Source organism: Mesorhizobium sp. WSM4810 (assembly GCF_055811235.1).
Genome location: NZ_JBVVQV010000037.1, coordinates 1 through 25,343 on the forward strand (window position 1 = coordinate 1; position 25,343 = coordinate 25,343).

Here is a 25,343-nt window from a genome sequence, read left to right on the forward strand (position 1 = left end):
TAGGGCAGTAGGGCAGTAGGGCAGTAGGGCAGTAGGGCAGTAGGGCAGTAGGGCAGTAGGGCAGTAGGGCAGTAGGGAAAGATGGCGCCTCACGAGCGCAGTCTTTTGCAGTTCACCCCATACATACTCCCTTACTCCCTTACTCCCTTACTCCCTTACTCCCTTACTCCCTTACTCCCTTACTCCCCTACCTACTGCGCCGCCGCTCCGAAGCGGGCTGAAACGCAACGCGGGCGTGATACTTGCAATAGGGTCCGGTTTCGGCCGCGTCGTTGCCGCAGAAATGGAACTCCTCCGAAAGCGGATCGCCATTCGGCCATTTGCATGTCCGCTCGGTCAATTCGACGAGCTGCAGATGCCGCGAGATCGGCACGACGACGTTCTCGACCGGACGGACATAATGACGCGTCACCGGTACGGCGTCGAATTGCGCCTGCAGCGCGGTCGCGCCGATCGACGTGGTGATATGCCGCGCAGTGCTCGCGGCCCGCGACACCGATTTCTGCACGCTCGATCCCTGCACGCTCTTCTTCTGGCGTGCCGGCGTGGCAGTCGCGCGTCCGCGGCCCGACAGTTTCAGCCGATGCACCTTGCCGATGACGGCATTGCGGCTGACACCCCCAAGCTGTGCGGCGATCTGGCTGGCGCTCAGCCCCTCCGACCACAATTTTCTAAGAAGTTCGACCCGCTCGTCAGTCCAATTCATGAGACCGCGCTCCTGCTGAAATGTGCGGCGATCGGAATCCTTCCACGATCCGGCTTCCGCCGGGCAGACACCACATATATCGGGTGATTAGGTCCGCCGCACGAAATCTAGTTATTTCTCGACCTATAATTACCTTATGCGCTGACTCGGTGACAAGAGTCCGAGGGCCAACACGAATCGGTTTTTTCGGTTTTCCCCAACTTGCCCGGTCGCTGATGAGCCGGCGTCTCGCTGGAAAGCTTGCCGCGCGTCCTTGCGCGACGTTTTCGTTGACTTCATGGCCGAAAAACACGATAAGCCGCACAGGCCGCCGCTTTGGCGGCTTTTTGATTTTCCGGTTCCGGAGACGCATATAATGAGCGGTTCGGCGCTTTTCGAGACCTTTACCCGCGCACCCCTGGCCTTCGACCATGGGGAAGGCACTTGGCTGGTCACCGACAAGGGCGAGCGGTATCTCGATTTTGGCGGCGGCGTTGCCGTGAATTCGCTGGGCCACAGCCATCCGCATCTGGTCTCGGCACTCACCGAGCAGGCGGCCAAGCTCTGGCATGTCTCCAACCTGTACGAGATTCCGGGGCAGAGCCGTCTGGGCGAGCGGCTGGCCGACGCCACCTTCGCCGACAAGGTGTTCTTCACCAATTCCGGCGCCGAGGCGCTGGAATGCGCCATCAAGACGGCGCGGCGCTACCATTTCGTCAAGGGCCATCCCGAGCGCTTTCGCATCATCACCTTCGAAGGCGCCTTTCATGGCCGCACGCTGGCGACCATCGCCGCCGGCGGCCAGTATAAATACCTGGAAGGTTTCGGCCCCAAGGTCGAAGGTTTCGACCAGGTCGGCTTCGACGACATCGACGCCGCCGAAAAGGCGATCACATCAGAGACCGCCGCGATCCTGATCGAGCCGGTGCAGGGCGAGGGCGGTATCCGCCCGGTGCCGACGCAGTCGCTGAAGCGGCTGAGGCAGCTCTGCGAACAGCATGATCTGCTGCTGATCTTCGACGAGGTCCAGTGCGGCATCGGCCGCACCGGAAAACTGTTCGCGCATGAATGGGCTGGCGTCACGCCCGACATCATGGCGGTCGCCAAGGGCATCGGCGGCGGCTTCCCGGTGGGCGCCTGCCTCGCCACCGACGAGGCCGCTGTCGGCATGACCGCCGGCGTGCACGGCACCACTTTCGGCGGCAATCCGCTGGCGATGGCGGTCGGCAACGCCGTGCTCGACGTCGTGCTGGCAGACGGTTTTCTGGAGGATGTGCAGCGCAAGGCGTTGCTGCTGAAGCAGGGGCTGGCGGGTGTCGCCGACGAATTTCCCGATGTCATCGAAGACATCAGAGGCAGCGGCCTGATGCTCGGCCTGAAATGCGCCGCGCCCAACACCAAGGTGAACATGGCGTTGCGCGACCAGCATCTGCTGGCGGTTCCGGCCGGCGACAACGTTCTTCGCCTGCTGCCGCCGCTCACCGTCACCGACGCCGAGATCCATGCGGCGCTCGACCGCATCCGCGCCGGCGCCCGGGGCCTGTCGGACGCCATCGCCGCGGCTGCGGCGAAATAACAGTCGGAAGACCCACATGAGCCTTCGCCATTTCACCGATCTTTCCGCCGTTTCCGAGGGCGATCTGCGCCTTATGCTGGACGATGCCGTCGTGCGAAAGGCAAGGCTCAAGGCTGGCGAGCGGACAAAACCGCTTGAAGGCAAGGTGCTGGCGATGATCTTCGACAAGCCGTCGACGCGCACGCGCGTGTCCTTCGACGTCGGCATGCGCCAGCTCGGCGGCGAGACCATCATGCTGACCGGCGCCGAGATGCAGCTCGGCCGCTCCGAAACCATCGCCGACACGGCCAAGGTGCTGTCGCGCTATGTCGATGCGATCATGATCCGCACCACGTCGCATGACCGGCTGCTGGAGCTGACCGAGAACGCCACCGTCCCCGTCATCAACGGGTTGACCGACGATACCCATCCCTGCCAGCTGATGGCCGACATCATGACCTTCGAGGAGCATCGCGGCCCGGTCGCCGGCAAGACCATCGCCTGGACCGGCGACGGCAACAACGTGCTGCATTCGCTGCTGGAGGCCTCGGCGCGGTTCCGCTTCAACCTCAACGTCGCCGTGCCGGAAGGCAGCGAGCCGGCGCAGAAGCATGTCGACTGGTCGAGGGCGCATGGCGGCAAGTTGAACTTCACCCGCTCGCCCGAGGAGGCCGTCCACGAGGCCGACTGTGTCGTTACCGATTGCTGGGTGTCGATGGGCCAAGAGCACCGTGCTCGCGGCCACAATGTCTTCTCACCCTATCAGGTCAATGCGGCACTGATGGCGAAGGCAAAGCCCGACGCGTTGTTCATGCACTGCCTGCCGGCGCATCGCGGCGAGGAGGTCACCGACGAAGTCATCGACGGGCCGCATTCGGTGGTGTTCGACGAGGCCGAGAACCGGCTCCACGCCCAGAAGGCGGTTTTGGCTTGGTGCCTCGGCGCTTGATCCGGGCTGCCGTTATCCTGGTCACCGTGATCCGGGCCGCCTTGATCCCGGCCGCCTTGATCCGGGAGTGCGTGATGCCTATCTCAGGCGCATCACGCAAATCGAGCGCGTTTCGACGCATGCGCCCCGGAGGGCGGCATCGCCGCGCCCCGGAGCTTTGTCATGTTGGAAACCCGTCAATTGGCTGAACATCAACCCAAACTCGGCGAATTCGGCTACGCCGGCGACGATCATGTCGTGCCCTTCGAGGTCGGCCCGCTCGACGTGCGCGGCCGTACCGTCCAGCTCGGGCCGATGCTCGACGCGATCCTCGGCCGGCATGACTATCCCGAGCCGGTCGCCCGCCTTCTGGCGGAAGCTTGCGTGCTGACGGTGCTGCTCGGCACTTCGCTCAAATTCGAAGGCAAGTTCATCCTGCAGACCCGCACCGACGGGCCGGTCGACATGCTGGTGGCGGATTTTTCCACGCCGCATGCGCTGCGCGCCTATGCCCGCTTCGACGCTGACCGGCTGGAGGCACTGACGTCTGCCGGCGAGACCTCGCAGCGGACGCTGCTTGGCAGCGGTGTCCTGGCGCTGACCATCGACCAGGGCGCCCACACGCAGCGCTATCAGGGCATCGTCCAGCTCGACGGCGAGACGCTGGAGGAGGCCGCGCGCACCTATTTCCGGCAGTCGGAGCAGATCCCGACCGATCTCAGGCTTTCGGTGGCCAAGCTGTTGACGCCCGGCATCGGCGGTGCCCGCGAGCAATGGCGCGCCGGTGGCATCCTGGCACAGTTCCTGCCGCAATCGCCCGAACGCATGCGCGTGCCCGACCTTCCGGGTGGCGACGGCGATCCGCGCGAGGAGATCCATGATCCGGCCGACAATTCCTGGCAGGAACTGCTGGCGTTGCTTGGCACCATCGAGCCGACGGAACTGATCGACCCGACGATCGGCGCCGAGCGGTTGCTTTACCGGCTGTTCCACGAGCACGGCGTGCGCGTCTTCGGCGGCGTGCCGGTAGCCGACCAGTGCTCATGCTCCAGGGAGAAGATCCGCGGCATTCTCGGAGGCTTCTCCGCCGACGAGATCAGGGACAGCACCGAGGATGGCGGCATTCACGTCGCCTGCGAATTCTGCTCAAAGCAATATGACTTCGACCCGGCGGAATTTGCTGCGGCTCAATAGAATTGAAATCACCGACGAAGCGTTGGCGCTGCCCCTCACCCTTACCCTCTCCCCGTGAAGAACGGGGAGAGGGGGCGCCAGCGTTGCGACAGGTTGTCCAGTTGATAGATGGGTTCCCTTTTACCCGTTCACTATACGGGGAGAAGGTGCCGGCAGGCGGATGAGGGGCAGCACGACCTTCCGGCCATCTATCTCTCTCAGTTCACCGTCCGCCGCGTGCCCGGCAGGTCGAGCGAAAAGGCGGGGATGGCGACGTCGAACGTCTCACCCCGCTTATTGCGCATCGTGTAGTGGCCGACCATGATGCCGGATGGCGTCGAGAGTGGGCAGCCAGACGTATACTGATAACTATCGCCGGGATTGAGTTCAGGCTGGTCGCCGACAACGCCGGCGCCGCGCACCTCCTCGACCCGGCCGGTGCCGTCGGTGATCTGCCAGTAGCGCGACAGAAGCTGCACGAATTCATCCGACTGGTTGTCGATGGTCACCTGGTAGCCCCAGACATAGCGGTTCTCCGACGGGTCGGAGCGATCTTCCAGATAGAACGGCCTGACCTGCACTTCGATGTCGCGCGTGACGGCGCTGTACATAAATCACTCCACACTATGCAGACGGAACATTCGACCCTCTCCGCAGTTCGGTCAACGGGGTGCGTCCCCTCGGTGTCTGCCATCGTTGCCCGAATTTGTTAAGCGCAGGTGCCGAAAAACAATGTCATTTAAGTGACACGTGACAATGATGGTGTGCAGGGCCGGGGATGGTGTGCAGGGCCGGGCGACTCAGCATTCTGTCGAACTGTTGAAAACGGCTTTCATGCGGCCGGTTTTTTCTGGAGCGACCAGATATTGATGGAATTGACAGTCACAGCCGCCTTGCTTTCCATAGCTCTGCTTGTTGTCAATCTCGCCAGCATCCTGCTCGCTTCGTTGAAGCTGAAGCGGCCTGGCAGGATCACGCCGCCAGCCGCCAAGGCGCCGCCGGTGTCGATCGTCGTGCCGTCGCGCGGCGTCGAGCCGTTTACCGAGGAGACGCTCGAGCGCGCCTTCTCTCTCGACTGGCCGCACTATGAGCTCATCTTCTGCGTCGCCCATGCCGATGACCCGGTGGTCGGGCCGATCACCGATGCGATCGCCCGCTTTCCGGCCGTGCCGGCCCGGCTGCTGGTCGGCGACGACCGCATCAGCGGCAATCCGAAACTCAACAATTGCGTGAAGGCCTGGGAGGCCGCGCGCCACCACTGGGTCATCCTTGCCGATTCCAACGTCTTGATGCCGAGGGACTATGTCCAGCATCTGATGACGGCATGGCGGCAGGACACCGGCCTCGTCTGCTCGACGCCGATCGGCTCGCGGCCGGACGGGTTCTGGGCGGAGGTCGAATGCGCTTTCCTCAACACGCTGCAGGCGCGCTGGCAATATACCGGCGAGGCGCTCGGCCTCGGTTTCGCCCAGGGCAAGAGCATGCTGTGGAACAAGCCATTGCTCGACGCCAATGGCGGCATCCGTGCGCTTGCCGCCGAGATTGCCGAGGATGCCGCCGCGACCAAGCTGGTCAACGGGCTCGGACTGCGCGTCAATCTCGTTGCCGCGCCCTTCGAACAGCCGCTCGGCTTGCGCACATTTGGCGAAATCTGGTCGCGCCAGGCCCGCTGGGCACGCCTGCGTCGCGTCACCTTCCCACTGTTTTTCGCGCCCGAGATCCTGATCGGAGCGGCGCCGCCGCTGGTGCTTGCGCTGGTTGCGGCAGCAGGCGCCGGTTTCAGCCTGCCGGCTACCGCCATCGCCGTGCTGATAGTCGCCTATCTGCCGGAATGCGCTCTCGCCTCGGCCAAGGGCTGGCACCTGTCGCTGCGCATGATCCCGGCGATGGTTGCGCGGGACGTGATGCTTCCCGCCATCTGGGTGCGCGGCTGGCTCAGCGGTGCCGTCGACTGGCGCGGCAACACGATGACCATCCAAACCAGCGCCGTTGCGGAATTGGAAGAGACGCCGTCGGGCGCCTGACGGCGCCTGCTTTGCAGATCAGAGCGCAGCAGTTCGGCGCGTATCCCTACCTGGCGGCTTTCAAGGCCTGCTCGATGTCTTCGAGCAGGTCGTCAGTGTCCTCCAGTCCGACGGACAGCCTGAGCGTGCCTGGCCCGATGCCAAGTTCGGCCCGCGCCTCGTCGCTCAGATTCTTGTGTGTCGTCGTCGCCGGATGGGTGATCAGGCTCTTGGCGTCACCGAGATTGTTGGAGATCAGTACGACATCGAGCGCGTTCTGGAAGGCGAAGGCCGCCTGCTTGCCTCCCTTGACGTCGAGGCAGATCAGCGTCGAGCCGCCCGACATCTGCTTCTTGACGATCGCCGCCTGCGGGTGATCGGCGCGGCCGGGATAGATGACACGGACAATTTCCGATCGCTCGGCGAGGAAGTCCGCGATCCGGCCGGCACTTTCCGTCTGCTGGCGCACGCGCAGCGGCAGCGTCTCCAGGCCCTTCAGCAGCGTCCAGGCATTGAAGGGCGAGAGGCTGGGACCGGTGTGGCGGAAGTAGTCGTGCAAATTCTCGTCGATCCACTTCTTGTCCGACAGGATGATGCCGCCGAGGCAGCGCCCCTGGCCGTCGATGTGCTTGGTCGCCGAATAGACGACGATATGGGCGCCGAGTTGCAACGGCTTCTGCTGCAAGGGCGTGGCAAAGACGTTGTCGACGATCAGCCGCGCGCCGATCGAATCGGCAAGCGAGGCTACGGCTGCGATGTCGACGACCTCCAGCGTTGGATTGGTCGGGCTTTCAAGGAAGAACAACTTGGTGTTGGGCCTGACCGCCTTTTCCCAATTGGCGATGTCGGTGCCGTCGACCAGCGTCGCCTCGATGCCGTATTTCGGCGCCAGCGTCTCGACCACCCAGCGACAGGAGCCGAACAGCGCGCGCGCCGCCACGATGTGGTCGCCGGCCCGGGCACTGCACAGCAACGCCGCCGTCACCGCCGCCATGCCGGATGCGGTGGCGCGGGCATCTTCGGCACCTTCCAGCGCACACATGCGCTTCTCGAGCATGTCGACCGTCGGATTGGCATAGCGCGAATAGATGAAGCCCGGTTCCTCGCCCTTGAAGCGGGCTTCCGCCGCTTGCGCCGTGTCGTAGACATAGCCTTGCGTGAGATACATCGCCTCGGAGGTTTCGCCGAAGCCGGAACGCAGCGTTCCTGCATGCACGAGGGCGGTCTGAGGCTTCCAGTTGCGCGTTTTGCTCGTCATCACCTTGTTCCAAACACAAAAAAATGGTCCAAACACAAAAAAACCGGCCGCGAAAGTCGCAACCGGTCGTACGGCCTTTCGGCCCGACGGTCCTTTAGCGACTTGTTTAACGTGGCTGCAAGCCGACCGGCCAAATCACCACGGGATAACGATCCTTTAGACCTGCGCAGCGCTTGCGTCAATTGCCGGCATGATTAAGAGGTTTGTACCAGCGGGTTCCACGGCAAGAACCTGCGACAAGACGAGACCACGCCCGGCCTTCGAGCGGAGCCAGACTTTGCGGCAGACAGGCATTCTTCCGGATCAGGATATTTCCGCGCTGTACCAGTCGGGCGCGCTGAAGTCGCCGCGCGCGCTCGACGCCGACCAGGTCCAGCCGGCCAGCCTGGACCTCAGGCTTGGCGACAAGGCCTGGCGGGTGCGCGCCTCCTTCCTGCCCGGCCCCAACCACAGGGTTGCTGAAAAACTCGACCGCCTGAAGCTGCACGAAATCAATCTCACCGATGGTGCGGTGCTGGAGACAGGCTGCGTCTATATCGTGCCGCTGCTCGAGAGCCTGGCGCTTCCGGCAAACATTTCCGCCTCGGCCAACCCAAAAAGCTCGACCGGGCGGCTCGACATCTTCACCCGCGTGATGACCGATCGCGGCCACGAGTTCGACAAGATCGCTGCCGGCTACAACGGCCCGCTCTATCTCGAAGTTAGCCCGCGCACCTTTCCGATCGTCGTCCGCGCCGGCTCGCGGCTGTCGCAGATCCGGTTCCGCACCGGCAATGCGCTTTTGTCGGAAAGCGAGCTGCACGAATTGCACCGTGCCGAGACGCTCGTCGCCACCGAGCCGCCGAACATTTCCGGCGGCGGCATCGCACTGTCGATCGACCTCGATGGCGACAAGGACGGGCTGGTCGGCTACCGCGGCAAGCACCACACCGGCCTGGTCGATGTCGACAAGCGCGCCGCGCAGGATGTCGTCGATTTCTGGGAGCCGCTCTACAAGAGCGGTGCCGGCGAACTGGTGCTCGACCCGGACGAATTTTATATCCTCGTCAGCCAGGAAGCGGTGCATGTGCCGCCGCTCTATGCCGCCGAGATGACGCCCTTCGATCCGCTGGTCGGCGAATTCCGCGTCCACTATGCCGGTTTCTTCGATCCGGGTTTCGGCCATTCGGCCTCGGGCGGCACCGGCAGCCGGGCCGTGCTCGAAGTGCGCAGCCACGAAGTGCCGTTCATCCTCGATCACGGCCAGATCGTCGGACGGCTGGTCTACGAGCACATGCTGAAGCGGCCGCAGGCGCTCTACGGCACAGATCTCGGCTCGAACTATCAGGCGCAGGGCCTGAAACTGTCCAAGCATTTTCGCGCCGCGCGCTGATCGCCCGCTATGATCAGACCATGCTTGCCTGACCTTACGGGTCGTGCTTGGCTGTCTTAGCCGTCAATACGGTTGGAACAAGGGGAACAAAAAATGCAGATTTCAAGATGGATCGCATCGGCAGCAACAGCCGTCATGCTGGCGATGTCAGTCGGGTCCCTGTCGGCGCAAGCACAGGAAAAGTTGAAGATCGCCACTGAAGGCGCCTATCCGCCGTTCAACACCATCACCGCAGACGGCAAGCTCGTCGGCTTCGACATCGACATCACCAATGCGCTTTGCGCTCAGATGAAGGTCGAATGCGAACTTGTCACGCAGGACTGGGACGGCATGATCCCGGCGCTCCAGGCCAAAAAGTTCGACGCCATCATCGCGTCCATGAGCATTACCGAGGAGCGCAAGAAGCAGGTCTCCTTCACCAACAAATACTATACGACGCCGCTTTCGCTGGTGGCCTTGAAGGACAGCGATATTGCCTCGACCGAACCGGCGGCACTCGCCGGCAAGACAGTCGGCGCCCAGGCTTCGACCACCCAGGCCGACTATGCCCAGGATGTCTATGGCAAGGCCGGCGCCGAGGCGAAGCTCTATCCAACCCAGGAGGAGGCGGTCGCCGACCTGATGAACGGCCGTCTCGATGCCGTCCTTTCAGACAAATTCGTGCTGATGGACTGGATGAAGAAGTCGAGCGACGACTGCTGCAAGATGGTCGGCGACGTCAAGGGCACCGAGACCGAAGCCGGTATCGCCGTGCGCCAGGAAGACAATGCGCTGCGCGAAAAGCTCAACGCCGCGATCGACGCGATCGTCGCAGACGGCACCTACAAGAAGATCCAGGCCAAATATTTCGACTTCGATATTTATTGAGAGGTCGAAGCTGCCAATCTCCCCCCTTGAGGGGGAGATGGCCGGGAGGCCAGAGGGGGTCGGTCCGGCCGGGCCCGGCTCTCTTTATCGCAGGCTCTCTTTATCGCAGACGCAGGGGGCTGGCGCTCTACGCGAGACGACCCCCTCTGTCGCCTTCGGCGACATCTCCCCCTCAAGGGGGGAGATCACGCCGTCACAGCGCCTTGACCGCCACCTTCACCGGCTGCTCGATTTCAAGCGGGTTGCGCAGCGGCAGGCCGAAATCCTTGGCCTCGATCTCGAAGACGTCGCCGGCCTCGGTCCTGACGCCGTCGGCGAAGGACAGTGTCGCGGTGCCGAACATGTGCACATGCACGTCGCCCGGCTGGCGGAAGGCCGAATATTTGAAGTGGTGATGTTCGAGATTGGCGATGGTGTGCGACATGTTCGCCTCGCCCGACAGGAACGGTTTTTCCCACAGCAGCTGGCCGTCGCGGAGGATGCGCGAGGAACCCCTGACGTCGGACGGCAGCTCGCCGATCAGGATCTCCGGTCCGAACGAAGCGTTGCGCAGCTTGGAATGCGCGAGGAAAAGATAGTTCACGCGCTCGGTGACGTGATCGGAAAATTCGTTTGACAGCGTGAAGCCGACGCGAAACGGGGCGCCGTCGTCGCCGATGACATAGATGCCGGCGACTTCCGGCTCCTCGCCGGCATCCTCGGCGAAGGCCGGCGACAGAAGTGCCGCACCGGGCGCCACTGCCATGGTGCCGTTGCCCTTGTAGAACCATTCCGGCTGCACGCCGGTCTGGCCCTTGGCCGGCTTGCCGCCCTCCAGCCCCATGCGGAACATCTTCATGGAATCGGTGAGCTGCTCCTCGCCGTCGCTGCTGAGCTTCTTGTGCATGGAATCGCGGGTCGCGGCGGAGCCGAGATGTGTCAGCCCGGTGCCGGTGAGGTGGAGATGCGCCGGGTCGGGATGGTTGATCGGCGACAATAGCCGCCCCTTCTTGTAGGCGGCATCGAGGTCGACCGCTTCACCAAAACCCTTGCGCTCGATGAGGGCGACCAGCCCGATGCCGGTGCGCGCGGCCTCCATTGCCAGCGAATAGACGCTGCGGGCGCCGTTGATGATTCTGGTCTTGCCGCCGTAGCGGGCGACGACGCGGATGGTCTCCGCCTCGTCGAGGATCTGGGAAATCAGCATGACGTACCCTCTCTCAATTGCCTTGGCCGGCCTGCCGGTCTGGCAAGCTTTTCCTGGCGCAGCTGACGGTGTCCGCGCCACGGGTGAAATTCTTCGTCCGGATTGCGCTCGCGGGCCCGGTCCCCTGGGGGGACTTCCTTGCGTCGCCCGGCAGCGCCGCGATGTGACCCGTGCCTCCTAAAAGCGCGCCGCGTTTGAAAACGGGCCCGCTTTAATCCTTGCTTTCATGCGTGCCGTTGTCCCAACACGCTGCACACGTTTGGCGACATGCATGAGTTCCCTCGCCCTCAAGCCTTGTTCTTGTTGTAGACGTCGAAGACCACGGCGCCGAGCAGCACCAGGCCTTTGACCACCTGTTGCCAATCGACATTGACGCCCATGATCGACATGCCGTTGTTCATGACGCCCATGATGAAACCGCCGACCACCGCGCCAACAACCTGACCGACGCCGCCCATCGCCGAAGCGCCGCCGATGAACACAGCGGCGATGACGTCGAGCTCGCTGCCGAGGCCGGCCGCCGGCACCGCCTGGCCAAGGCGCGCCGCAATAATCAGCCCGCCGAGCGCCGAGAGCACGCCCATATTGATGAACACCATCAGGGTCAGCCGCTCGGTCTTGATACCCGATAGCTGCGCCGCCTTGGCATTGCCGCCCATTGCGTAGATGCGGCGGCCGACCGTCATGCGTTTGGTGACGAAGACGAACAGCGCGATCAGCACGCCCATCACCACGAGAACGATTGGCAGACCCCTGTAGGTGGCGAATTGGTAAACCAGAAACAGCGCCAGGGCGCTGGTCACCAGGGTCTTGACGACGAACAGCGAGAAGGGCTCGGCTTCGTAGCCGTGCCGCTCGCGGCTGCGCCGTGCCCTGAGCCCGAAATAGGCATAGGCGACCACCGCGACGATGCCGAGCACGATCGTCGTCATGTGCAGCGTCAGGCCGCTGCCGACGATTGTCTTGCCGGCGGCGTTCACCACCGGCGGTATCAGCGTCAATGAGCCGATCACGTCGGGAATGAAGCCGGAACTGAGCGCCTTGAAGCCGACCGGAAGCGGCCCCACGGAAGACCCCCCACCCAGCAGCGCCTGGCAGATGCCGCGGAAGATCAGCATCCCCGCCAGCGTGACGATGAAGCTCGGTATTCGGTGATAGGCAATCCAGTAGCCTTGTGCCGCGCCGATTAAACCACCGACGATCAGGCAGATGATCGACACCACCAGCGGATTGCTGAAAGGGCCGAGAGGCCAGATGACCATCATCATCGCCGCCAGCGCGCCGATGAAACCGGCGACGGAGCCGACGCTGAGATCGATATGGCCGGAGACGATCACCAGCAGCATGCCCAGCGCCATCACGATGATGAAGCTGTTCTGCTGCACCAGGTTGCTCAAGTTCACCGGCTTGAACAGCGTTCCGGACGTCGTGTACTGGAAGAACACCATGATGGCGATAAGCGCCAGGATCAGGCCGTATTCGCGCAGGTTGGTGACCAGCGCCGAGACAGCAATGCGCGGCCCTTGCTGCACATCTTCGGCGACGCCGCTTTTCGGGACGGGACCGCTTTCGGTGCTCATGATGCTTTTCCTTCTCCGCGAACGATGGCGCGCATGATCTTTTCCTGGCTGGCATCACTCGCCGCCATTTCGCCGACGATACGTCCTTCGTTCATGACATAGATACGGTCGGTGATGCCGAGCAGTTCGGGCATCTCGGACGAGATGACGATGATCGCCTTACCCTCCGAGGCAAGACGCGCGATGATCGTGTAGATTTCATACTTGGCGCCGACGTCGATGCCGCGCGTCGGCTCGTCGAGGATCAGCACCTCCGGATTGGCGAACAGCCACTTCGACAGCACCACCTTCTGCTGATTGCCGCCCGATAGATTGCCGGTCATCTGATAAACGCTGGACGAGCGGATGTTGGTCTTGGCCTTGTAATCGTTGGCGACGGCGAGCTCGCGCATGTCGTCGATCACGCTATGGCGCGACACGCCGGGAAGATTGGCCAGCGTGATGTTGTGCTTGATATGATCGATCAGGTTGAGACCGTAGGTCTTGCGGTCTTCGGTGACGTAAGCAATGCCGTGTTCGACTGCCTTGCTGACAGAGGAGACATCGATGGGCTTGCCCTTGAGCAGCACCTCGCCGGTGATGCCGCGGCCATAGGAGCGGCCGAACAGGCTCATCGCGAATTCGGTGCGTCCGGCGCCCATCAGCCCGGCGATACCCACCACCTCGCCCTTGCGGACGTCGATATCGATACCCTTGATCACTTGCCGCTCGGCATGGATAGGATGACAGACCGACCAGTTCTTCACCTGGAGCACGATCTCACCGATGTCAGGCTCGCGCGACGGATAGCGGTCGTCCAGCGAGCGGCCGACCATCGAGGTGATGATGCGGTCTTCCGAGATGTCCTTCTTCGCCAGCGTCTCGATCGTCCGCCCGTCGCGGATGATCGTGACCTTGTCGGCGACCCGGTTGATTTCGTTGAGCTTGTGCGAGATCAGGATCGAGGTGATGCCCTGCCGCTTGAATTCGAGCAACAGGTCGAGCAGCGCCTGGCTGTCCTTTTCGGACAGGCTCGCCGTCGGCTCGTCGAGGATCAGCAACTGCACTTCCTTGCTGAGCGCTTTGGCGATCTCGACCAGTTGCTGCTTGCCGACGCCGATATTGGTAATCAGCGTCTTGGGGTCTTCCTTGAGGCCCACCTTCTTGAGCAGAGCGCTGGTGCGCGTCTCGTTAGCGTTCCAGTCGATGATGCCGTAGCTGGCGTGTTCGTTGCCGAGGAAGATGTTTTCGGCGATCGAAAGCATCGGCACCAGCGCGAGTTCCTGGTGGATGATGACGATGCCGCGGCGCTCGCTGTCGTGGATGCCTTTGAAATGGCACTCATCGCCGCGATAGACAATTTCGCCGTCATAGGTGCCGACTGGATATACGCCCGACAGCACCTTCATCAGTGTCGACTTGCCGGCGCCGTTCTCGCCGACAACGGCGTGGATCTCGCCTTGCTCGACGCTGAGGTTGACATTCGAAAGCGCCTTGACGCCGGGAAACGTCTTGGTGATGTCACGCATCTCCAAAATCGTCTGGGCCATCGGGAATACCACTCCTGCGAGGTCCGGAAACATACCGGGTCGTTCACTGGCGAAGCGGGGCCCTGCGTTGCGCAGGACCCCGGGTTTTACGTCTGCGGTTACTTCAGCTCTTCGGCCTTGATGTAGCCGGAATCGACCACCAGGGCCTGGTAGTTCGACTTGTCGACATCATGCGGCGTCAGCAGGATCGAGGGGACGACCTTGACGTCGTTGTTGTAGGTCTTGGTGTCGAGGCCCTCCGGCTTGCCGCCCGAGAGCACCTTGTCGACGAGCTCGACCGTCGCCTTGGCGAGTTCGCGGGTGTCCTTGAACACGGTCGAGTACTGCTCGCCGGCGATGATCGCCTTGACTGAAGCGGTTTCGGCGTCCTGGCCGGTGACGATTGGCCATGGCTGATCGGCCGTGCCGTAACCAACGGCGCGCAGTGAGGCGATGATGCCGCGCGACAGGCCGTCATATGGCGAGAGCACGCCATCGACGCGGCTGCCATCCGAGTAGTGGGCGGAGAGCAGATTGTCCATGCGGGCCTGGGCGGTGGCTGCCAGCCAGCGGAGCGTGCCGACCTTGTCCATGCCCATCTGGCCGGACTTCACGACGAGGGTCTTGTCGTCGATCAGCGGCTGCAGAACGGACATGGCGCCGTCGTAGAAGAAGAAGGCGTTGTTGTCGTCAGGCGAGCCGCCGAACAGTTCGACGTTAAACGGACCCTTGTTCTCGGGATAGCCGAGGCCCTTGAGCAGCGATTTCGCCTGGATGACGCCGACGCCGAAATTGTCGAACGTGGTGTAGTAGTCGACATTCGGGGTTTTCTTGATCAGCCGGTCATAGGCGACGACGACGACGCCGGCGTCAGCGGCCTTCTGCAGCGCGTCCGACAAGGTGGTGCCGTCGATCGAGGCGATGATCAGCGCCTTTGGGCCCTTGGTGATTTCGTTTTCGAGCTGGCTGAGCTGATTGGGGATATCGTCCTGCGCATATTGCAGGTCGACAGTGTAGCCCAGAGCCTCGAGCTGGGACTTGACGGCGTCGCCGTCGTTGATCCAGCGCTGCGAGGTCTTGGTCGGCATCAGCACGCCGATGAGGCCTTCGCCTGCCTGCGCCGGGACCGTCATGGCCGCGATGCTAAGGGCCGCGACGGCGGCCAGTGTCTTGATGATCTTCACATTAACTCTCCCTGGTTGATGGACGCGCACCCTGGGTTTCGTGGGCCGCGCGATCGTGCAGGAGCGCCAAAACGCGCCGCTGCCGCCATATCGATCTCCGGTATCCTCCCAATCGGCCCTGAGACTCTGGTTCCGGTCGATGCGATTGTTCTCGCTGGCGACGGTCAGGTTTCAGGACGCGCAAAGGTGTGGCGCTTTGCCATAACTGTCAAATGCGATCTTTGGTAGTTGCTATACCCAAACTGGTATACTGAAAGTGGCCAAAAGAATTGAAAGTGGCCAAAAGATCGGGCCGGGATTGCCGGCCGGCCACCAGCGAGGAGCAAACGGAGATCATGGCGGCGCTACGGGATTTTGGCGGACTTTCAGAGGGTTATGGGGAACGTCCCGGCAGGAGTGAGACCTTGCTGCGCAGCGGCCTCAGTCTGCGCCACATGCGCATGATCGCAGCCCTCGACGACCATGGCCGGGTCAGCGCGGCAGCCCAGGTCATGAACATCTCCCAGCCCGCCGCCTCGCGCATGATCGCCGAGATGGAGGCGGTGCTCGACGTCAAGCTGTGCGAGAGGCTGCCGCGCGGCATCACGCTGACGCCCTATGGCAAGGCGTTGGCGAGGCGCGCGCGTTCGATCCTGCTCGAGATGCGCGAGGTCGACCGCGAGATATCCGAGCTCAAGGCAGGCAAGGGCGGCTCGGTGTTCCTGGGCGCGGTGACGGCCCCTGCAATCGAGCTCGCCGTGCCGGCGATCCGCGAGATCCGGCGCATCTATCCGCGTATCGAGATCACCATGCAGGTCGAGACCTCCAATGTGCTGGCGCGCGAACTGATCGCCACACGTCACGATTTCATCATCGCGCGCATCCCCGAGGACCTCAATCCGCGGCTGTTCGAGGCCCGCGTCATCGGCGTCGAAAAAGCCTGCCTCATTGTGCGCCGCGGCCACCCGCTGGCCAAGGGCAAGGCGGTGCGGCTGGAGCAGACCGCCGCCTATGACTGGGTTTTCCAGTCGGGCGGCTCGCCGCTGCGCCAGGCGATGGAGAGCAATTTCCTGAACCGCAACATCGCGCTGCCGGACCGCATCCTCAACACCAGCTCGCTGCTGCTCACCCTGGTCATGGTCGCGCAGTCGGACGCCATCGCGCCGGTGTCGATCCAGGTGGCGAAATTCATCCAGAACCCCGAGGGGCTGGCCGGCGCCATCGACGTCGTCCAGACCGAATTCGACATCGAGGTCAGGCCTTACAGTCTGATCACCGTAAAAAATCGCGTGCTGTCGCCGGCGGCCAAGATGCTGCACGACTTCATTTTGCGAGAGGTGGGCTGACGGCGTTTAATCAAGCAATCCATTGCCTGGCTATCGCAGCTACGGCTCTTCGGCCATGTCGCTTCAATCAGAATATCGCTCGAGCGAAGGAACCACACCGGGCTGTGCCGCGTCATAGAAGCGGGCTCGTTGCAGGGCCCAGGAAGGCTATCGATGATCAGGCTTCTCCTCGTCTTCGCCGTGATGCTTGCCTTCGCATGCGGCGGGGCGCGTTCGGCCAAGCTGGACTTAGCGACCGTCAATCAGGCCCAATTCACCGCCGGCGAACCGAACGATCCGACGCTGCTCAAGGCGCAGATTCTATTGGATCGCGCCCGCTTCTCGCCGGGGCTGATCGACGGTCGCCTCTCAGAGAACTTCGCCAAGGCAATCGGCGCCTTTCAGCAGGCGAACGGACTCCGATCCGATGGCAAGCTCACTGCGGAGACCTGGAGCAAGCTCACGGCGACCTCCGCCGACCCGGTTCTGGTCACCTATGAGGTGACGCGCAAGGACGTGCGCGGACCTTTCACCAGGCGTATTCCGGCTCGCATGGAGAGGATGGCCCGCCTGCGGCGGCTCGCCTATCGCAACGCAGTGGAGAAGCTGGCGGAGCGCTTCCATGTCAGCGAAAAGTTGCTCAGGATGCTCAATCCGGGCGTCGGCTTCAGGAGGCCCGGCAAGACCTTGATCGTGCCTGATGTTGGCCGCGGCGATCCTCCCGCGGGCGTAGCCCGCATCGAGGTCGACAAGGACGCTCGCCTGGTGCGCGTGCTCGACCCTTCCGGCAAATGGCTCGCAGTCTACCCCGCCTCGATCGGCAGCGATGAAAACCCGGCGCCAAGCGGCACGGCGGAGGTCAAGCGCGTGGTGCGCAATCCGACCTATCACTACGATCCGGATTTTGCCTTCAAGGGAGTCAAGACCAAGCGTCCCTTCACCATCGCTGCCGGGCCGAACAATCCCGTGGGATCGGTGTGGATCGATCTCTCCATCGAAAGCTACGGCATCCACGGCTCGCCCGAACCTGGCAAGGTCGGCACGACCTTCTCGCATGGCTGCATCCGATTGACCAATTGGGATGTCGAAGATCTCGGCTCCATCGTGCAGCCGGGCACGACGGTCGAGTTCAAGGACGAGACCGCCGGCGCCGTCGACGAGCTTGCCCCGTAGCAAAGCGGACTGGCCCGCCACCTGCTCTCGCAAGGCCCGGGCGCGCGCCGGAGACGATGCCGGATGACGTCCTATGGACCTGGCCTTCAGGCCGGTGGCGAGCTACGAGGTGGCTGAAGACCCGTCCGACGACCCCCGCAAACGATCGCGAATGGCTTCCTCAGTTCTGTTTGCGGTCGATTCCACAACTGTGCCGACCTTGCCTGCTAGGGTGCCTGCATCTCCACCCGAGCCTTGCCGGTCGGCCTCTTCCTTGACCGTTTCGTAGGCCTCGGAAGGCTCATGGTCGGACTGCATAATGACGCGCCACGCCTAGCTCTCATTAAGGTCAAAGCTCACCGGAAGGTTGTAGTCTATTGCACGATTGGCAATCATGTTCGCCAGGTCGGAATCTGAGACCGAACATGCCGGTACGATCTGTTTGAGCGCCTTAACGGCGAGCCCCGTCGATATGAAACTATGGCGCCGCCTCCGACTGTTTACATACTGTTCGATGAGATTTTCGAGCTCACGCATGTGCAATCCTTCTTTGACGTCAACTGTGCCAATTGAACCCAGCCGTAATCGATCCGGAGCGACGGCTCATTCACATTGTTTATTTGACGAGAAATCTTGATGCCGCATCAGTGCGCCGACGCGTCTTGGCCGAGGGCGGTCACCGTGGCTCATGGAAGAGATTTAGGTAAGTCGTATCAAAGTCGGCCAGTAAGGCCAATCGCTGGAAATCAAGGATAACAATCCTCCGGTCTTTCCAGATAACCAGGTCCTTCGCTCGAAGCTCCTGCAGTGTCCGATTCACGTGAACTACAGATAGACCAAGAACGTCCCCCATTTCCGCTTGCGTCAGTGGAATAGCGAACTTCTGGTCAGAGGCCAATCCGACTATCTCTAATCGGACATACAACTCGCAAAGTATATGTGCGAGATGCTGTTTGGCGGAGCGACGCCCGAGGCAGGTTATCCAAGTCCTTTGGATCGAGGCGTCAATAGTCGTCGAAAGCCAGAGCATCCGGGTGAGATGTGGACTTCCACCCATTGCTGTAAGCAGGTCTTTGTGTCGAATGAAAACTACATCGCACGAACCCAGCGCGCTCACGCTGTGGTCCATCACTTTTAGCAGTAAACTATGCAGATCGACAAAGTCTCCCGGCACGTGAATTGCCGTTATTTGACGCTTTCCTTCCCGAATAGCCTGGTTTCGAACTGCGAACCCATTCGCGACAAGGCAGCTTTCGGTGGGGCGGGATCCCTCCCTGACGATCTCCTCATCGGGTCCGAAAGTTACCGGCCGAACCGGAAGAGCCTCAATGAGCGCGATCTCGTCTGGCGGCAGGGTGTCGCGGCGGTCGAGCATGTGAACCAGGAGGTCTTTGCCGAACATCGCGGTGCCTTTTGAGCAGATCAGGCATCGAGTTCCAGCGGCTCGTGCCAATTGACATGCCGCAGGTCCCGAGCATCTACGACTTGGCCGCCTGTCGGACACAGATAGAAAAGGTCGCTCTCATGTTCGACTTCTTGGCTATGTCGCTTGCCGGTCATGGGCGGCCCTGGTTGTGAAACGTTCGGTCGTCGTTCGAGATCCGTTCTTGTGTGGTCACGGCGTTTCCGAGCTTCCGAGCCTCCCGATACAGGGTCTCGCGATCATTGCCGTGCTTGCCAAAAAGCTCCCGGATCTGCGGTATTGAGAGGCCGAACTTGGTAGCGAAATAGCGGAATTCATAGTCTTGGTCGCGCGCGACGCGGTTTCCGTCGCCAGAACCTCTCTTGTCATCGGCCATTTGGGTTCCTCCCTGGCTGGCCTTCAGATCAAGCGCAAACGCGGATCAGCGTCTTTTGTTGCCGCCTCTTATTAGAATCACGTTATGTTCTATCCGGCTGATGTTTGCCGCTCACCTGATCATGTGGTCCTGTGAGGTGCGGCGCCGGCCGGGCCGACTGGGCAAGCTGGAGCGGGTAGCGGGAATCGAACCCGCGCGTTCAGCTTGGGAAGCTGACAAGCTACCATTACATCATACCCGCGCAGCAGCCTCGTTACCACGCAAGCCGGCATTCGGGCAATCGTTATGCGTGCACTCGTGTGCACTCGTGCCTTGCCAGCGGGCCGACTGTTACTCCGTCGTGGCAACGGCATCGTCTGTGGCAAAGGCCGGCCAGTATTTCGAAATGGCCAGCGTGGCCCCGACGGTAGAAAAATGGCCGTAATCGAAATAGAGGAACTGGCCTGCGTCGGCGTAGGAGCAGCGTCCGGCGCTGCAGAGGAAATTCAGCGGATCGATGAAGGTGGCGCCTTTGGCAAATGCGCGCACACGGTTGTTGATGTCGGGATCCATGGCCATTGGCCAGGACGTATCATCGAGATTTTCGCGCTTTGCGAAGAACGCGATTTTCCGAACATCGGTTATGAACTGCGGGGACTGGCCGATGACAAACACACGCACACCCAGACCACGAACGGTATCGATCGTTTGCTGGAGACCGTCGAAACTTCTGGCCTCGTAATCGGTCCACCGACCGCTGAGCACGACCGTCTTGATGCCAGCGTCCTGGATAATCTTCAGGGCTTGCTGATTGAACCGCATGCAATCCGGGCGTCCATAGGAGAAGTAGGAGAGAATCGGGGGACAGCCCGCGTAAGTGTATTCCACGATATTGGCCCGGAGTTGATTTATGTTGGCGTCCAGGCCTGGAACATAGTGGGCGGCGAACGAGTCACCCCACAACAAAACGGTTGTAGGGAAGCCGCGTGTGCGCGTGCAATTCTCGATATTCCAGTTTTCGATCCGGCTGAAGCCCTCGTTGAAACAGGCGCCATTGCCCCAGTCCCCGACAGGAATCCGCTGTTGGACATAGTCTGGAAAGCGTTGCGGAAAGCCGTTGCCGAGCGCCCCCGCCGCCCCGCCAAGGCAAAGAACAGCGATTGCGCCCGCTGAAAAGGCGAAGATGGGCGCCGGGGCGGTGAAGCTCCTTTTCTGCCGAAACGGCTGCTCGACGTACTTCCAGGAAAACGCAGCCAGCGCGAGGCTTGCTACCGTCAACGCAACGGTCATCGACGGGTCGAATTCTTCTAGTGAGAGATAGTGCGCGAACGCATTGATCGGCCAGTGAACAAGATACAGCGAATAGGAGATGAGGCCGATCCAGACCAGCGGCCGGACTTCTAGTATGCGGCTGGCGATCGTCGAGGGGCTGTTTTGGCCAACATAGATAAGCAGGACCGTTCCGACGCAGGGATACAAGGCGTTGTAGCCCGGGAACGGATCGCTCTCCGAGATCGCAAAGAACCCGATGGCGAGAAGGCCAAATCCGGCCAATCCGAGCAGTTCCATAAGAAACCGGCTGCTCAGGGGCGGGGGGCGTTTCAGCATGAGCACGGCGCCCAGCATGAGTTCCCAGATCCGTGTCGGCAGCAGGTAGAATCCCGCGTTTGGCGCCAGCCACGTCGCCATGACCGCCAGCACGAAACTGCCGAGGATGATCGGCAGGAGTATCGTCAGCCAGCGTTTGGCAAAAAAGCGGTAGATCAGGAACATCAGGATCGGGGCAAAGATATAGTACTGCTCCTCGACCGAAAGCGACCAGGTGTGCAACAGCGGTCGGAGCTCGGCATCGATGGAGAAGTAATTTGACGTTTTCCAGAAATAGATGTTCGACCAGAAAGTCGAAGCCGCTATGACGCTGAGACTGAATTCATGCATATCCGACGGCAGAAGAATGAACAGGGCCGCAACGCAGGTGAGAAGCGTGACAAAGATCAGCGCCGGCAGAATGCGCCGGGCGCGGCGCCAGTAGAAGCTGACGATCGAAAACTGGCCGCGTTCAAGGTCGTCCAGCAGGCTTCCGGTGATCAGATAGCCAGATATGACGAAGAAGATATCAACGCCGGTAAAGCCGCCTGGAATTGCCGAGATGCCGAAATGGAAGAGTACGACCGGCAGTACCGCAACGGCCCGAAGACCATCGATATCGCGCCTGTACTTCATTCAAGAAGCCCTGTGCTCGCAAGTCACGGTGAGGCAGCGCAGTCCGTCCATCACCGGGCGATGAGTCTGGCAGTTCGATATCAACTGGTTACCCTCTGTCGCTCAATTTTGCTGCACTGCAACATAGGTGTCAAGAGCACAATTCGGCAAAGCGCCGACCGCAGCTACTAAGCGATCGCCTTGATGCCGGGCGGCCAAGTGCGTATTTCTGGAGCTGTGCCCGAATCGGGGCAACCGAATCTGGAGACACGCCTTGTCCGCACTGACGCGCTTTCTCGGCGACACGCCGCTCCGGGTGCTCCTGAAGCTGCTGGTGCTGTCGTTCCTAGTCGGCCTTGTCATGAACGCTTTCGGCTGGTCGCCGATGGATGTGCTCTACGGCATCCGCAATGTCTTCGTCGATCTCTGGAACCTGGGCTTCCGCGCTATTGACCGTTTCCTCGGCTACATCCTGCTGGGTGCGGCGATCGTCATTCCAGCCTTCATCCTGCTCAGGATCGCCAACTACCGGAAATAGAGCAGACGCCGAACCGAAGGCCGTCAGGCGAAGCCTGAGGCCGTTTCGAACAGGATGGCGTGGCGCGCGGCCAGAGCCGCCACGTCAGTCGAATAGCCGCCGCCGATAACGCCGCAGACCGGGATGCCGAGCGCGCGGAAATGACGGATCACCATGTCGTCGCGCGCACGCAGCCCGTCGTTCGACAGCGACAACCTGCCGAGCCGGTCCTCGGCATGAACGTCGACCCCGGCATTGTAGAAAACAATGTCCCAGCGCGCCCTGGCGGTGAGTTCCGGCAGCATGCCGCCCAGCCTTTCGAGATAGGCCGCATCGCCGATGCCGTCGGGCAGGGCGATATCGAGGTCGGAAGCGATCTTGCGCGTCGGATAGTTACGATCGCCATGCATGGAAAAGGTGAAAACGCGCCGTTCAGCGCCCAAAATGTCGGCCGTGCCGTCACCCTGATGCACGTCGAGATCGACGATCAGGATATTGCCGGCGACGGCTTCGGCAAGCAGCACCAGTGAAGCCACCGCAACATCGTTGAAGGTGCAGAAGCCGGCGCCTTGCGCGCGCCGCGCATGATGGCTGCCGCCGGCGGTATTGCAGGCGATACCGTTCAGCAACGCCAGCCGCGCCGCCAGCACTGTGCCACCCGTTGCGAGCTGCGCCCTGAGCGAGACGCGTGGGCCTACCGGAAAGCCGATCTCGCGTTCGATTTTTTCTGGCACTTCGCAGGCCAGCACCTGGTCGACATAGCCGGCGGCATGGGCAAGCTCCAGCCATGATGCCGGCGCCGGTTCGGGCACATTGAGCGCGGCGGGGCTGGCCAGTCCGCGCGCGCCCAAGGCTTCCATCAGCAGCTTGTATTTGCTCATCGGAAAACGATGGTTGACGGCGAAGCCGGCGTCGTAGTCGGGATGATGAACGATCTGCAGGGGCATGAGCGGCAGGTGCTTTTTAGAGCGACTTCGGGTTAGAGCGGCTTGGATGCCCATCGGTCGAGGCTGGTATCGCGCAACTCGCGCAGTGATTTGAGCCGTTGCATGTCGGCGAACCGGACCATACCCGCAACAATGCGGCCCGGCAGTGCCGGCCCGGCATAGATCATGCCGGTATAGATCTGGACGAGATCGGCGCCGGCGCGGATCTTTTCGAGTGCCGTCTCCGCGGAATCGACGCCGCCGACGCCGATGATGGCGGGGTCCGGGCCAAGCAGTTTGCGCATCTTTGCCAGCACGATGGTCGAGCGCTCGAACAGCGGTTTTCCCGAAAGCCCGCCGGTCTCGCCGGCAAGATCGGCGCTGCGCAGCCCCGGCCGCGCGATGGTGGTGTTGGAGACGATGACGCCGTCTATTGCTTTCTCGGTGACCTCGGCGGCGATATCCTCCAGCTCGGCCTCGACCAGGTCCGGCGCGATCTTCAGAAAGATGGGCGGCTGCGCGGCCGCTGCCGCACGTGCGGCCATGACGCGCGACAGCAACTCGCCAAGCTGTTCACGCGCCTGCATGTTGCGCAGGCCCGGCGTGTTCGGCGAGGAGATGTTGACCGTCAGATAGCTGGCGTGTGGCGCAAACCTGGCAACGCCGCGTTCATAGTCACCGACGCGGTCGGTGCTGTCCTTGTTGGCGCCGACATTGACGCCGACGATCCCGGCGCGGCCCTTGCGGGCGGCAAGCCGTTGTTCGGCGGCCGCGTGACCCTCGTTGTTGAAGCCCAGCCGGTTGATCACCGCTTCGTCGTATGTCAGCCGGAAAATGCGCGGCTTCGGGTTGCCGGCCTGCGGCAGCGGCGTGATCGTGCCGACCTCGGCAAAGCCGAAGCCAAGGCCAAGCAGCGCATCGGGAACCTCGGCGTTCTTGTCGTAGCCGGCGGCCATGCCGAGCGGATTGGGGAAATCGATGTCGCAGACGCTGACTTTCAGCCTGTCGTCGCGCACGGGTCTCCCGCCTATCGGCAGCCCGCATTTCAGCGCCGCGATCGACAGGCCGTGGGCGGCTTCCGGATCGAATGCGAACAGGAACCTCTGGCCGAGCCGGTCGAGCACGCTCATTCGGCCTCCAGCGTCGGGAATTGGTGCCGGCCATCGGTGCCGAGCGGCAATGGTTGCACCCAGACGACGGCGTTGAGGTCGAGCGGGCCGTAAAGATGCGGGAACAGCGCACCACCGCGCGAGACCTCGTATTTCAGCGCATCACCCAGTCTGGCGTCATCGACGGCGACCAGCAGCAGCCCGGTCTGGCCGGCAAAGTGTTTTGCCGCGGTTTCCTTGGCCTGGCCGGCGGTGGAAAAATGAATGAAGCCGTCGGCGACATCGATCGGCGCGCCGGTGAAGCGGCGATTTCTTTCGGCCTCGCGCCACAGCGGTTCAGGCACTATCTTGTAGATAAGCTGAGACATGGTTGCGCTATAGTCCGAACCAATCGTACGGGGAAGAGGCAAGCAGGTTCCGGAAAAGTGTCACACGGTTTTCCGACAGGAACCTGCGTCAAGGTAAAGGCCAGGGTTCTTCCCCATTTCCGGCGCAAACATGCGATAAGATCGCGCTTACTGGCCTATGGAGGACAAACAATATGCGTCCGCAGCACGTCTTGATCCCTGCAGCCCTCGTCTCGCTCGTCGCGGCATCGGCCTTTTCCGAGGAAGCCGACCGCTACCGGTTGGAAAAGTCGGCCACCGGCTATGTCCGCATGGACACGCAGACCGGTGCGATGTCGATCTGTGAGGAGCGTTCCGGCCAGCTCGTCTGCAAGATGGCGGCCGATGAACGCGCCGCCTTCCAAGACGAGATCGACCGGCTGCAAAATTCGGTGAAGGCGCTCGACCAGCGCGTCGTCAAGCTCGAGAACTCGCTTGCCGCCCGCTTTGAGTCGACATTGCCCAGCGAGGAGGATTTCAACAAGACGATGAGCTACATGGAGCGCTTCCTGCGCGGCTTCATGGGCATCGTCAAGGACATGGAAAAGGACAGCGGCGAGGATGGCGCCAAGCCCAATTCGCAAAAAACCTGAGCACCGTTCACCGGGGAAGCCCGGCGCACCGGCTTGCCGCTTGAAAACGGCTGATATCGCCGCATAATCGTTCGACT

The 25,343-nt window shown here is 62.0% G+C and carries 23 protein-coding genes, 1 tRNA gene and 1 riboswitch; of the genes, 10 read left to right on the plus strand and 14 right to left on the minus strand.

Annotated features, from left to right (window positions below; all coding sequences use genetic code 11):
* Nucleotides 1–187 precede the first annotated feature (187 nt).
* Nucleotides 188–706, minus strand: a complete 519-nt coding sequence (locus AC0L3O_RS31695) for a GcrA family cell cycle regulator (protein ID WP_023802183.1) — start codon at nt 704–706, stop codon at nt 188–190.
* A 355-nt stretch (nt 707–1,061) separates the two neighbouring features.
* Between AC0L3O_RS31695 and AC0L3O_RS31700 the strand changes: the two genes are divergently transcribed.
* The 3 genes from AC0L3O_RS31700 (at nt 1,062) to AC0L3O_RS31710 (ending at nt 4,362) form a co-directional block, all read left to right on the plus strand.
* Nucleotides 1,062–2,261: an aspartate aminotransferase family protein gene (locus AC0L3O_RS31700; protein ID WP_287345646.1), complete on the plus strand. Its 1,200-nt coding sequence runs from the start codon at nt 1,062–1,064 to the stop codon at nt 2,259–2,261.
* A 16-nt stretch (nt 2,262–2,277) separates the two neighbouring features.
* Nucleotides 2,278–3,189 carry an ornithine carbamoyltransferase gene (argF, locus tag AC0L3O_RS31705; protein ID WP_027155178.1) on the plus strand — a complete coding sequence of 304 codons (912 nt, stop codon included), beginning with the start codon at nt 2,278–2,280 and terminating at the stop codon, nt 3,187–3,189.
* A 162-nt stretch (nt 3,190–3,351) separates the two neighbouring features.
* On the plus strand, nt 3,352–4,362 hold the full coding sequence (locus tag AC0L3O_RS31710) for an Hsp33 family molecular chaperone (RefSeq protein WP_023802186.1): 1,011 nt from the start codon (nt 3,352–3,354) through the stop codon (nt 4,360–4,362).
* Nucleotides 4,363–4,559: 197 nt separating this feature from the next.
* On the opposite strand, the gene apaG is transcribed toward AC0L3O_RS31710, so the two are convergent.
* Entirely contained in the window at nt 4,560–4,952 is a 393-nt protein-coding gene (gene apaG, locus AC0L3O_RS31715) for a Co2+/Mg2+ efflux protein ApaG (protein WP_023802187.1), read from the minus strand.
* Nucleotides 4,953–5,210: 258 nt separating this feature from the next.
* On the opposite strand from apaG, the gene AC0L3O_RS31720 reads away from it, so the two are divergent.
* Nucleotides 5,211–6,365: a ceramide glucosyltransferase gene (locus AC0L3O_RS31720; RefSeq protein ID WP_023802188.1), complete on the plus strand. Its 1,155-nt coding sequence runs from the start codon at nt 5,211–5,213 to the stop codon at nt 6,363–6,365.
* A gap of 46 nt (nt 6,366–6,411) precedes the next feature.
* On the opposite strand, the gene AC0L3O_RS31725 is transcribed toward AC0L3O_RS31720, so the two are convergent.
* Nucleotides 6,412–7,602, minus strand: coding sequence for an O-succinylhomoserine sulfhydrylase (locus tag AC0L3O_RS31725; protein WP_473617601.1), 1,191 nt, complete (start codon nt 7,600–7,602; stop codon nt 6,412–6,414).
* A gap of 74 nt (nt 7,603–7,676) precedes the next feature.
* A riboswitch (SAM riboswitch) is annotated at nt 7,677–7,754 on the minus strand.
* A gap of 125 nt (nt 7,755–7,879) precedes the next feature.
* Here AC0L3O_RS31725 and AC0L3O_RS31730 point away from each other — a divergent pair.
* Both AC0L3O_RS31730 and AC0L3O_RS31735 read left to right on the plus strand, forming a co-directional pair.
* The gene (locus AC0L3O_RS31730; protein ID WP_473617602.1) at nt 7,880–8,974 is read left to right on the plus strand and encodes a 2'-deoxycytidine 5'-triphosphate deaminase; all 1,095 of its coding nucleotides are present in this window, start codon (nt 7,880–7,882) and stop codon (nt 8,972–8,974) included.
* A gap of 93 nt (nt 8,975–9,067) precedes the next feature.
* Nucleotides 9,068–9,841 carry an ABC transporter substrate-binding protein gene (locus AC0L3O_RS31735; RefSeq protein ID WP_023802191.1) on the plus strand — a complete coding sequence of 258 codons (774 nt, stop codon included), beginning with the start codon at nt 9,068–9,070 and terminating at the stop codon, nt 9,839–9,841.
* Nucleotides 9,842–10,034: 193 nt separating this feature from the next.
* Here AC0L3O_RS31735 and araD1 read toward each other — a convergent pair whose 3' ends face one another.
* The 4 genes from araD1 to chvE all read right to left on the minus strand — a co-directional run bounded on the left by araD1 (nt 10,035) and on the right by chvE (nt 15,299).
* Entirely contained in the window at nt 10,035–11,027 is a 993-nt protein-coding gene (araD1, locus tag AC0L3O_RS31740) for an AraD1 family protein (RefSeq protein WP_473617603.1), read from the minus strand.
* 287 nt (nt 11,028–11,314) lie between these two features.
* Nucleotides 11,315–12,607, minus strand: coding sequence for a multiple monosaccharide ABC transporter permease (mmsB, locus tag AC0L3O_RS31745; protein ID WP_128177935.1), 1,293 nt, complete (start codon nt 12,605–12,607; stop codon nt 11,315–11,317).
* Nucleotides 12,604–14,211 carry a multiple monosaccharide ABC transporter ATP-binding protein gene (gene mmsA, locus AC0L3O_RS31750; protein WP_473617613.1) on the minus strand — a complete coding sequence of 536 codons (1,608 nt, stop codon included), beginning with the start codon at nt 14,209–14,211 and terminating at the stop codon, nt 12,604–12,606. Before mmsA ends, mmsB begins: the two co-directional genes overlap by 4 nt.
* A 23-nt stretch (nt 14,212–14,234) precedes the next feature.
* Nucleotides 14,235–15,299 (minus strand): multiple monosaccharide ABC transporter substrate-binding protein, encoded by a 1,065-nt coding sequence (gene chvE / locus AC0L3O_RS31755; RefSeq protein ID WP_023802196.1) that lies wholly within the window; start codon nt 15,297–15,299, stop codon nt 14,235–14,237.
* A gap of 335 nt (nt 15,300–15,634) precedes the next feature.
* Between chvE and AC0L3O_RS31760 the strand changes: the two genes are divergently transcribed.
* Nucleotides 15,635–16,624 (plus strand): LysR family transcriptional regulator, encoded by a 990-nt coding sequence (locus AC0L3O_RS31760; RefSeq protein ID WP_128177941.1) that lies wholly within the window; start codon nt 15,635–15,637, stop codon nt 16,622–16,624.
* Between the two features lie 153 nt (nt 16,625–16,777).
* Entirely contained in the window at nt 16,778–17,776 is a 999-nt protein-coding gene (locus tag AC0L3O_RS31765; protein WP_473617605.1) for a L,D-transpeptidase family protein, read from the plus strand.
* Between the two features lie 655 nt (nt 17,777–18,431).
* Here AC0L3O_RS31765 and AC0L3O_RS31770 read toward each other — a convergent pair.
* The 4 genes from AC0L3O_RS31770 to AC0L3O_RS31785 form a co-directional block, all read right to left on the minus strand.
* Entirely contained in the window at nt 18,432–19,157 is a 726-nt protein-coding gene (locus AC0L3O_RS31770; protein WP_353843297.1) for a Crp/Fnr family transcriptional regulator, read from the minus strand.
* 154 nt (nt 19,158–19,311) lie between these two features.
* Nucleotides 19,312–19,554, minus strand: a complete 243-nt coding sequence (locus tag AC0L3O_RS31775) for a DUF3606 domain-containing protein (RefSeq protein ID WP_473617606.1) — start codon at nt 19,552–19,554, stop codon at nt 19,312–19,314.
* 167 nt (nt 19,555–19,721) lie between these two features.
* Nucleotides 19,722–19,795 (minus strand) — tRNA-Gly (locus AC0L3O_RS31780).
* A gap of 89 nt (nt 19,796–19,884) precedes the next feature.
* A complete protein-coding gene (locus AC0L3O_RS31785) occupies nt 19,885–21,756 on the minus strand; it encodes an acyltransferase family protein (RefSeq protein ID WP_473617608.1) in 1,872 nt (623 codons plus the stop codon).
* A gap of 253 nt (nt 21,757–22,009) precedes the next feature.
* Between AC0L3O_RS31785 and AC0L3O_RS31790 the strand changes: the two genes are divergently transcribed.
* Nucleotides 22,010–22,273 (plus strand): DUF6460 domain-containing protein, encoded by a 264-nt coding sequence (locus AC0L3O_RS31790; protein WP_027155530.1) that lies wholly within the window; start codon nt 22,010–22,012, stop codon nt 22,271–22,273.
* A gap of 23 nt (nt 22,274–22,296) precedes the next feature.
* Here AC0L3O_RS31790 and AC0L3O_RS31795 read toward each other — a convergent pair whose 3' ends face one another.
* Genes AC0L3O_RS31795 through AC0L3O_RS31805 form a run of 3 tightly spaced genes read right to left on the minus strand, consistent with a single transcriptional unit; the run spans nt 22,297 to nt 24,655 of the window.
* A complete protein-coding gene (locus tag AC0L3O_RS31795; protein ID WP_473535804.1) occupies nt 22,297–23,199 on the minus strand; it encodes a histone deacetylase family protein in 903 nt (300 codons plus the stop codon).
* 32 nt (nt 23,200–23,231) lie between these two features.
* On the minus strand, nt 23,232–24,308 hold the full coding sequence (locus tag AC0L3O_RS31800) for a quinone-dependent dihydroorotate dehydrogenase (RefSeq protein ID WP_473535803.1): 1,077 nt from the start codon (nt 24,306–24,308) through the stop codon (nt 23,232–23,234).
* Nucleotides 24,305–24,655 carry a DUF952 domain-containing protein gene (locus tag AC0L3O_RS31805; RefSeq protein WP_128247553.1) on the minus strand — a complete coding sequence of 117 codons (351 nt, stop codon included), beginning with the start codon at nt 24,653–24,655 and terminating at the stop codon, nt 24,305–24,307. The genes AC0L3O_RS31800 and AC0L3O_RS31805 overlap by 4 nt, the downstream gene beginning before the upstream one ends.
* 173 nt (nt 24,656–24,828) lie before the next feature.
* Between AC0L3O_RS31805 and AC0L3O_RS31810 the strand changes: the two genes are divergently transcribed.
* Entirely contained in the window at nt 24,829–25,266 is a 438-nt protein-coding gene (locus AC0L3O_RS31810; protein ID WP_128169125.1) for a hypothetical protein, read from the plus strand.
* Nucleotides 25,267–25,343: the final 77 nt, after the last annotated feature.

What these genes read in the sequence shown, in the direction of transcription:
- AC0L3O_RS31695 (WP_023802183.1), bottom strand. Translation starts at nt 706, where the DNA reads ATGAATTGGACTGACGAGCGGGTCGAACTTCTTAGAAAATTGTGGTCG.
- AC0L3O_RS31700 (WP_287345646.1), top strand. Translation starts at nt 1,062, where the DNA reads ATGAGCGGTTCGGCGCTTTTCGAGACCTTTACCCGCGCACCCCTGGCC.
- argF (WP_027155178.1), top strand. Translation starts at nt 2,278, where the DNA reads ATGAGCCTTCGCCATTTCACCGATCTTTCCGCCGTTTCCGAGGGCGAT.
- AC0L3O_RS31710 (WP_023802186.1), top strand. Translation starts at nt 3,352, where the DNA reads ATGTTGGAAACCCGTCAATTGGCTGAACATCAACCCAAACTCGGCGAA.
- apaG (WP_023802187.1), bottom strand. Translation starts at nt 4,952, where the DNA reads ATGTACAGCGCCGTCACGCGCGACATCGAAGTGCAGGTCAGGCCGTTC.
- AC0L3O_RS31720 (WP_023802188.1), top strand. Translation starts at nt 5,211, where the DNA reads ATGGAATTGACAGTCACAGCCGCCTTGCTTTCCATAGCTCTGCTTGTT.
- AC0L3O_RS31725 (WP_473617601.1), bottom strand. Translation starts at nt 7,602, where the DNA reads ATGACGAGCAAAACGCGCAACTGGAAGCCTCAGACCGCCCTCGTGCAT.
- AC0L3O_RS31735 (WP_023802191.1), top strand. Translation starts at nt 9,068, where the DNA reads ATGCAGATTTCAAGATGGATCGCATCGGCAGCAACAGCCGTCATGCTG.
- araD1 (WP_473617603.1), bottom strand. Translation starts at nt 11,027, where the DNA reads ATGCTGATTTCCCAGATCCTCGACGAGGCGGAGACCATCCGCGTCGTC.
- mmsB (WP_128177935.1), bottom strand. Translation starts at nt 12,607, where the DNA reads ATGAGCACCGAAAGCGGTCCCGTCCCGAAAAGCGGCGTCGCCGAAGAT.
- AC0L3O_RS31760 (WP_128177941.1), top strand. Translation starts at nt 15,635, where the DNA reads ATGGCGGCGCTACGGGATTTTGGCGGACTTTCAGAGGGTTATGGGGAA.
- AC0L3O_RS31765 (WP_473617605.1), top strand. Translation starts at nt 16,778, where the DNA reads ATGATCAGGCTTCTCCTCGTCTTCGCCGTGATGCTTGCCTTCGCATGC.
- AC0L3O_RS31770 (WP_353843297.1), bottom strand. Translation starts at nt 19,157, where the DNA reads ATGTTCGGCAAAGACCTCCTGGTTCACATGCTCGACCGCCGCGACACC.
- AC0L3O_RS31775 (WP_473617606.1), bottom strand. Translation starts at nt 19,554, where the DNA reads ATGGCCGATGACAAGAGAGGTTCTGGCGACGGAAACCGCGTCGCGCGC.
- AC0L3O_RS31785 (WP_473617608.1), bottom strand. Translation starts at nt 21,756, where the DNA reads ATGAAGTACAGGCGCGATATCGATGGTCTTCGGGCCGTTGCGGTACTG.
- AC0L3O_RS31795 (WP_473535804.1), bottom strand. Translation starts at nt 23,199, where the DNA reads ATGCCCCTGCAGATCGTTCATCATCCCGACTACGACGCCGGCTTCGCC.
- AC0L3O_RS31800 (WP_473535803.1), bottom strand. Translation starts at nt 24,308, where the DNA reads ATGAGCGTGCTCGACCGGCTCGGCCAGAGGTTCCTGTTCGCATTCGAT.
- AC0L3O_RS31805 (WP_128247553.1), bottom strand. Translation starts at nt 24,655, where the DNA reads ATGTCTCAGCTTATCTACAAGATAGTGCCTGAACCGCTGTGGCGCGAG.
- AC0L3O_RS31810 (WP_128169125.1), top strand. Translation starts at nt 24,829, where the DNA reads ATGCGTCCGCAGCACGTCTTGATCCCTGCAGCCCTCGTCTCGCTCGTC.